Source organism: Burkholderia territorii, from assembly GCF_902833055.1.
Classification (GTDB): Bacteria; Pseudomonadota; Gammaproteobacteria; order Burkholderiales; family Burkholderiaceae; genus Burkholderia; species Burkholderia territorii.
Genome location: NZ_CADFEJ010000084.1, coordinates 1 through 559 on the forward strand (window position 1 = coordinate 1; position 559 = coordinate 559).

Here is a 559-nt window from a genome sequence, read left to right on the forward strand (position 1 = left end):
CAGCGTCAGCGTGACGGGCCACCCGGTGGCGGCCGACAATCAGGCCTACGTGATCCTGCAGGTGCGCCACGAGGCGGTCAACGACTACACTGCGCACGCGGCCAAGCTGCCGTACCGCAACAGTTTCGTGCTGCTGCCGCAGAAAGTCGCCTACCGCGCGCGGCGCGTCACGCCCAAGCCGCTGATCCAGGGCACGCAATCGGCCATCGTGGTGGGCCCGAAGGGCGAGCAGATCCATACCAACGGCAGCTGCGTGAAGCTGCATTTCCTGTGGGACCGGCGCGGCAAGCTCGATGGCTCCGATTCGATGTGGATCCGGGTGTCGCAGCCGTGGGCCGGCGCCGGCTGGGGCGCGGCCGCGATTCCGCGGATCGGCCAGGAAGTGCTGGTGGCGTTCAATCAGGGCGACCCGGACAACCCGGTGATCGTCGGCCGCGTGTTCAACGGCGAACAGGGCAACCCGTATCACGGCGCGGCTGGCCAGACGATGGGCATCAAGAGCCAGACGCACAAGGGCGAAGGTTCGAACGAACTGCGCTTCTCCGACGTGAACGGCAGC

The 559-nt window shown here is 67.4% G+C and carries 1 protein-coding gene; it reads left to right on the forward strand.

The window, feature by feature from the left end; all coding sequences use genetic code 11:
- Positions 1 to 559: type VI secretion system Vgr family protein (locus HW466_RS31115; RefSeq protein WP_176316144.1), on the forward strand; the 559-nt coding region annotated here is incomplete at both ends.